5 protein-coding genes are annotated in these 6,849 nt (G+C 61.5%); 3 read left to right on the top strand and 2 right to left on the bottom strand.

The annotated features are described in order from the left end of the window. Both OKC40_RS08515 and cra read right to left on the bottom strand, forming a co-directional pair. Positions 1–1,149: aromatic amino acid transport family protein (locus OKC40_RS08515; RefSeq protein ID WP_270794806.1), on the bottom strand; the 1,149-nt coding region annotated here is incomplete at its 3' end. A 571-nt stretch (positions 1,150–1,720) separates the two neighbouring features. Continuing rightward, entirely contained in the window at positions 1,721–2,707 is a 987-nt protein-coding gene (cra, locus tag OKC40_RS08510; protein ID WP_270794805.1) for a catabolite repressor/activator, read from the bottom strand. 296 nt (positions 2,708–3,003) lie between these two features. On the opposite strand from cra, the gene fruB reads away from it, so the two are divergent. Genes fruB through fruA form a run of 3 tightly spaced genes read left to right on the top strand, consistent with a single transcriptional unit; the run spans position 3,004 to position 6,814 of the window. Then, a complete protein-coding gene (gene fruB / locus OKC40_RS08505) occupies positions 3,004–4,104 on the top strand; it encodes a fused PTS fructose transporter subunit IIA/HPr protein (RefSeq protein ID WP_270794803.1) in 1,101 nt (366 codons plus the stop codon). Beyond that, positions 4,104–5,093, top strand: a complete 990-nt coding sequence (pfkB, locus tag OKC40_RS08500; protein ID WP_270794802.1) for a 1-phosphofructokinase — start codon at positions 4,104–4,106, stop codon at positions 5,091–5,093. Before fruB ends, pfkB begins: the two co-directional genes overlap by 1 nt. Continuing rightward, positions 5,090–6,814, top strand: a complete 1,725-nt coding sequence (fruA, locus tag OKC40_RS08495; protein ID WP_270794801.1) for a PTS fructose transporter subunit IIBC — start codon at positions 5,090–5,092, stop codon at positions 6,812–6,814. Before pfkB ends, fruA begins: the two co-directional genes overlap by 4 nt. Positions 6,815–6,849: the final 35 nt, after the last annotated feature.

The raw sequence follows: 6,849 nt of genomic DNA, 5'->3' as shown, positions 1-6,849 counted from the left end.
GGCCCGAGAAACCCGAGCCGGAGCAGAAAGAGGCTGCTTAAAACAGCTTTGCGCGACAACTATCTTGAAAAACGCCGCCTGTTTGCGGCTCTGCCACACTAGTGCCACCGGCAGCAACACCGCGAGGATCGCCAGCGCAATGGCGGCGTAGCCGAGCGCCATGATAAAGCCCTGCGGGAAGTAGAGGGCAAACAGCAGGGGCGGCACAAAGGTGATAAGACCGGTCTGGCTGCGGCCCTGCCAGTTATCCTTGCGATGGGTCGCCTTGGCCATAAAGTCGAACAGCCCCAGCGTCACCCCGAGGAAGGAGGTGGCGAGCGCCAGATCGGCAAACAGATGCATCGCCTGATTAAACGCAGGCCAGCTCACCAGCTTGCCGACGTTGGCCAGCAGGCTGTCCAGCGCGCCGCCGGTTTGCAGCAGGGCTTGCTGGCCGAGCAGGCCGAGGATCGCCACCTGCCACAGCACGTAGAGGATCAGCGGCAGGGCAGAGCCCCAGACAAAGACCCGGCGCAGCTGCTTGGGGCAGTCACCAAGGTAGAGCATCACGCTCGGAATGGAGCCGTGAAAGCCGAACGAGGTGAAGATGACCGGCAGGCCCGCCAGCAGCAAGCCCTGACCCAGCGGCATCGAGAGCAGATGCTGCCCCTCGGCGCGCGGCAGCAGCAGTGCCAGCACCGCCACCATGATCACCAGTTTCACGGTGAACATCAGCCGGTTGAGGTAATCCACCTGTTTGGTGCCGACGCAGACCATGCCGCCAAACAGCAGGGTAAAGGCCCAGGCGGCCTGTTCCTGGGTCAGGGTCATGCCCGCATCGGCCAGCGCCTGTGCCAGCAGGCTGCTGCCGCCGCTGATGTAGGCGGAGGCGAGCGAGTAGAACAACATCAGGATGCAGAAGGAGGCGATGCGCTTGCCCCAGGGGCCGAGCAGATGATCCGCCAGCTGGTGCAGGTACCACTTGCCGGTGTTGAGGCTGGCCTCCACTTGCAGCATGGCGGTGAAGGCCATCAGGGCCCAGAGGCCGACCATCAGCATCAGGGTGGCGGGGCCGCCGAGGGAGGAGGAGGCCAGCGGCAGGGCCAGCATGCCGGCGCCTATGGTGGTGCCGGCGATCAACAGGGTACAACCCAGGGTTTTGGTATTCATGTTATCCATCCGAACGTAGCGGTGTCAGTGCAAACAGGCGATGTCAGCAGTGACGTCAACAAGAGGGGTCAATTGGCGTTATCAGCAGGCGCCTCCGGGGATAAGGCCGGAGGCTAGCAATATCGGAACGGGAACATCTGTACCTAAAACCTGTCACTTGTAAAAGATAGTTGCCAAGTTAGCGGATCAAAATAGCGGAGACAACCCCTTTTATACGGATCTTGTGCTGGCTTGTGGCGACAAGTGGAAATAAATGATGACAGCGGTGGCTAATTGCAGAAAAAAGCACCGGAAAAATCGACTGATAGAAGGGGCTCATAGATACAGACAAGCCAAGTGGCAGCAGCACAGATAGGGGATCGGGGAGGACCTTGTATTGACGTTGGTGTGGCGTTGAGGGGAAAAAGGGGTGTGGAGACCGGTTGTTTAGTCGGTCAGGCATGCAGAGAAAGCAAAGCGTGCGGGCAGGGTTGTGGAGAGAAACAATAAGGCTGCCGATCATGGCAGCCTTATTGTCATCTGTTCTCTTAACCCACCCATTGCCAGCAAACCGGGTCTGCTGCGGAGCGGGTTAGCGGCGGCGCTTGAGGGTACGGCTCACATAGTGCAGTCCGCTCTGGTATTCGCCATTGACCGCCTTGAGTGCCAGCTCCAGCGCCTGGCTCGCCAGTGCATCGTGCTGCTGAGGCAGGGAGTTGATGCCAAAGGGGAGGAAGTCGAGCAGCCGATCGTCGCCGAAGGTGGCCATGGCAAGCTGGCTCATATCGGTCTCTTGTTCCAACAGGTAGTCGAGTACCCCCTCCATCAGGATATAGGAGGTAGTGATCAGCGCCTCGGGCAGCTGACCCAACTGCTGGTGCAGATCTTTGATCAGGCGATACCCCTCAAGGCGGGAGAAGTGATCCCCTTCGCACAGGTGGCGAGCCGCACTGTGACTGGCGACCGCCTGCTCGAAACCGGCTTTGCGCTCTTTGCTGATCGTGAGTGCTGGCAGCGCGGTGATCAAGGCGATATGGCGCAAGGTAGGGGTGAGCAGGGAGCTGGTGAGATCAAAGCTCGCCTTCTCGTTTTCACTGGCGACGGTGACGAACTGGTCGGCGGCCATGGCCCGGTCGATGGCGAGGATCTGGCTGCCTTGTGCCTGCAATTTGCCGTAGAAGGGGTCGTCCGGCGGCAGACAGCTGGCTACCAGCAGGGCGTCCACATGCCGGCTCACCAGCATCTGAGCCAACTCTTTTTCGGTGGCGGGATCATCTTCCGAGCAGACGATGAGCAGCTGATAACCCTGCGCTCGCGCCCCCTGTTCCAGCCGTTTGGCCAGCTTGGCGTAACTGGCGTTCTCAAGGTCGGGCAGGATAAAGCCCAGAGTCTTGGTCTGGCCGCCACGCAGGGAGGCGGCGCGGCTGTCCGGTTGGTAGTTGTGGGCTGTGACCACTGCCATCACCTTGTCACGGGTAGCCTGGCTGATGCGGTATTGGTCGGCCTTGCCATTGATCACATAACTTGCCGTGGTGCGCGAGACACCGGCGAGGGCGGCGATTTCATCCAGTTTCATCATATTGGCTCTGTTTGAGTTGCAAGGCCCACGGTCACTGCCGGGTGAGGGCACCGAAAAGTGTGCGCGGGATCATATCATTGAAAAGCACTCTTTGTGGGTACTTGATCAATTCGCTGAAACGATTCAGTCTGAGTGTAAGTGAAACGATTCAGCCTGTCAGCAACGAAGAGACTCAGTGGCCTGAAAATCAGGCACCGATCACAGACAACCGCGATCGGGTCTATTGTCAGCTGGCGAGTTACTCGAATGTTCAATTGTGATCTACCGGCACGGCCGGAACCTGATGGAGAGTCTCTATGTTGAAGTTGGCGCGAGAGCAGATCTTGCTGGGGCAGACGGCGGTGACCAAGTCGGACGCCATTGCCCTGCTGGCAGGCAAACTGACCGAAGCCGGTCTGGTGGAAGCGGGCTATGTGGATGGGATGCTGGCCCGCGAGGCGCAACACGCCACCTACCTTGGCAGCGGCATCGCCATTCCTCACGGCACCACCGACACCCGCCATTTGGTGAAGAGCACCGGCGTCATGGTGGCCCAGTTCCCCAACGGTATCGAGTGGGATGAGGGGCAGATTGCCTACGTCGCCATCGGGATTGCCGCCAAGTCCGACGAGCATCTGGGCATTTTGCGCCAGCTCACCCATGTGCTGGGTGACGAGCAGGCGGCCGCGCAATTGAAAGAGGCTACCGATACCGACACCATCATCAACATCCTGACCGGTGCCACTGCCGCCAAAGAGGTGCAATACCTGACCCTGGCTGACTTCCCGGCCGATGATCGCGACCAGCTGCTGCTGGGTGCGGCCGCCCGCGCCAAGTCTGCTGGCTGGGGCGATGCCGCCATGGTGACGGCGCTGCTGGCAAGCGATCCCGCCTATCTGGGCGGGGGCGTCTGGCTGGCCCGTGCGCAAGCTGCCCAGACCGGTTGGGTGCTGGCAACGCCGAGCAGCGAACTTATGGCAGGGGATCAACCGGTCAGCGCCATGCTGTTGCTGTGTGCCGCCGATAGCAGCCATCTGCCGCAACTGGAGAATCTGGCCAAACTGGCGGCGGCCGGTCAACTTGCCACACTGGCGGGCAACGAGGGGCTGGCTATGCTGCAAGCGGGCCCCGCGAGCGGTCTTTCCGAAACCTTCACCATCATCAATCCTCACGGTCTGCATGCCCGTCCGGGCGCCATGCTGGTCAAGGTGGCCAAAGAGTTTGAATCCGACATCCGGGTTGCCAATCTGGATGGCAGCGGCGAGGCGGTCTCTGCCAAGAGCCTGATGAAGGTGATCGGCCTTGGCGTTAAGTGCGGTCACCGTCTGGCGTTTCGCGCCGAAGGAGCGGATGCCGAAGCCGCCCTCAAGGGGATCGGTGAGGCCATTGCCGCCGGTCTGGGCGAGGGGGCGCATTGATGAAGATTGTCACCATTACCCTCAACCCCGCGCTCGATCTCACCACCCGTCTTGAGGCGATGAGCCTTGGCGAGGTGAATCTGGTGAGCGAGGCCAACCTGCGCGCGGCGGGAAAGGGGATCAACGTCGCCATGGTGCTCAAGGATCTGGGCCGCGACGTGGGCGTCACCGGCTGGCTTGGCGCTGACAATGAGCAGAGCTTTGTCTCCTTGTTTGCAGATCGAGCGCTGGATGATCACTTTGTCCGTGTCGCGGGCAGCACCCGCATCAACGTCAAGATTTCCGAGCAGTCCGGTCGGGTCACCGATCTCAACCTGCCGGGGCTCACCATCCAGCGAGGGGAGGTGAGCGCGCTGGAGCAGGCCATCGACGAGTTGGCTGCGCATGCAGAGTGGTTCGTGCTGGCGGGCAGCCTGCCCAAAGGGGTGGCCCCCGATTACTGCGCCCATCTGATCCGCCTGCTCAAGGCCAAGGGCAAGCAGGTGATCTTTGATTGCAGCGGCGCGGCGTTAAGCGAAGGGATCAAGGCTGCGCCGACCTTGGTCAAACCCAATCTGGAGGAGCTCGGCCAGTGGGCGGGCCGCCCCATCAAGACCCTGAGCGAGCAGGCCGAGTGTGCCCGCGCGCTGCAGGCAAGCGGCATCCCCAACGTGGTGATCTCCAACGGCGCCGACGGCCTCATCTGGTTTGCACCGGATGCCGTCTGGCAGGCCATTCCGCCGCGGATGCAGGTGGTCAGCACGGTCGGTGCTGGCGACTCCCTGGTGGCCGGTCTCGCCCATGGTCTGAGCCTTGGCTGGGCGACGGAGCAGACCCTGCGGCTGGCCACTGCCGTCTCGGCCTTGGCGGTCAGTCAGGTCGCGGTCGGCTTTAACGATATCAATGTGCTCAACCCTTTACTTGAACAGGTGCGCGTACAGCCTCTGGATGCGCTGGCACCTGTTCAATGCAATACCCCCTCAATGGAAAACTCAGGAGATGCCCAATGAAAGCAATCTTGGTTACGGCTTGCCCGGCGGGCATTGCCACCAGCTTTCTCGCTGCAAAACGGATAGAACAGCATGCCAAACTGGCTGGCTGGGAACTCACCCTCGACGTCGGCTCCAGCGTGCAGCCTCGCCAAGTACCGAGCAAGGAGCAGATTGCCGCCGCCGATCTGGTGCTGGTTGTCGCCAGTGCCCCGGTGGATCTCGCCGCCTATGATGGCAAGCGAGTCTATCAGGGCAGCATGGATCTCGCCCTGCAGGATCCGGCTGCCTTGCTGGAAGCCGCAACCAGCGGTGCCAGCGTCTATCGTCATCAAGCCGCGCCCGCTGCCGCCAAACCGGCCGCCGTTGGCAAGCACATTGTGGCGGTGACCGCCTGTCCGACCGGTGTGGCCCACACCTTTATGTCGGCAGAAGCGCTGGAGACCATGGCCAAACAGCTGGGTTATCAGATCCGCGTCGAGACTCAAGGCTCGGTCGGTGCCCAGAATGCCCTGACCGTCGAGGAGATTGCCGCTGCTGATCTGGTATTCCTCGCCACCGACATCGAGGTGGACATGGCCCGTTTTGACGGTAAGCCGGTCTATCGCACCAGCACGGGCGCTGCGCTGAAGAAAACCCGCGCCGAGCTGGACAAGGCTTGGAGTGAGGCGAAAACCTATCGCCACAGCGGTGCCAGCCAGCCCAAGAAAGAGGAGAAGGCAGGCCCCTACAAGCACCTGTTGACCGGGGTCTCCTTCATGCTGCCGATGGTGGTGGCGGGCGGCCTTATCATCGCGCTCTCGTTCGTGTTCGGTATCGAGGCGTTCAAGGTGGAAGGCACTCTGGCCGCCGCCCTGATGAAGATCGGTGGTGGCTCCGCCTTCGCCCTGATGATCCCGGTGCTGGCTGGCTACATTGCCTACTCCATCGCTGACCGCCCGGGTCTCGCTCCCGGCATGATCGGCGGTATGCTGGCAAGCTCGCTGGGCGCCGGTTTCCTTGGAGGCATCGTGGCCGGTTTCCTGGCCGGTTACAGCGCCAAGTACCTGAGCGACAAGGTGCGCCTGCCGACTACCCTGGAAGCGCTCAAGCCCATCCTGATCATTCCGCTATTTGCCAGCCTGTTTACCGGTCTTGTGATGATCTACGTGGTGGGTGGCCCGGTGGCTGGCATCATGAATGCCATGACCGAGTTCCTCAACAACATGGGTTCTGCCAACGCCGTGCTGCTGGGTGTCATCATCGGCGCCATGATGTGCTTCGACATGGGCGGCCCGGTCAACAAGGCGGCCTACGCCTTCGGGGTCGGCCTGCTGGCCTCCAAAACCTACGCCCCGATGGCCGCCGTGATGGCCGCCGGTATGGTGCCGGCACTGGGCATGGGTATTGCCACCTTCCTGGCCCGCACCAAGTTCATCAAGGCGGAGCAGGAAGCGGGCAAAGCCTCCTTCGTGCTGGGCCTGTGCTTTATCTCCGAGGGGGCCATTCCGTTTGCCGCCAAGGATCCGATGCGCGTTATCCCGGCCTGCATGGTCGGCGGCGCCCTGACCGGTGCGCTCTCCATGCTGTTCGGCTGCGAGCTGATGGCACCCCACGGCGGCCTGTTCGTGCTGTTCATCCCGCACGCCATCAGCAACGTCATGATGTATATCGTTGCCATTGCCGCAGGCTCGCTGCTGACCGGTGTCTCCTACGCCATGCTCAAGCGCGGTGAAGAGCAGGCCAAGTTGGCTACGGCCTGAGTGGTGTAGCGTAAGTAAATGCAATCAATAACAAA

The sequence above is a fragment of the Aeromonas sp. QDB11 genome, assembly GCF_027705265.1.
In the GTDB taxonomy this organism is placed as follows: domain Bacteria; phylum Pseudomonadota; class Gammaproteobacteria; order Enterobacterales; family Aeromonadaceae; genus Aeromonas; species Aeromonas allosaccharophila.
The sequence above is the reverse complement of the archived record's forward strand: the minus strand, read 5'-3'. Positions and strand labels throughout refer to the sequence as shown.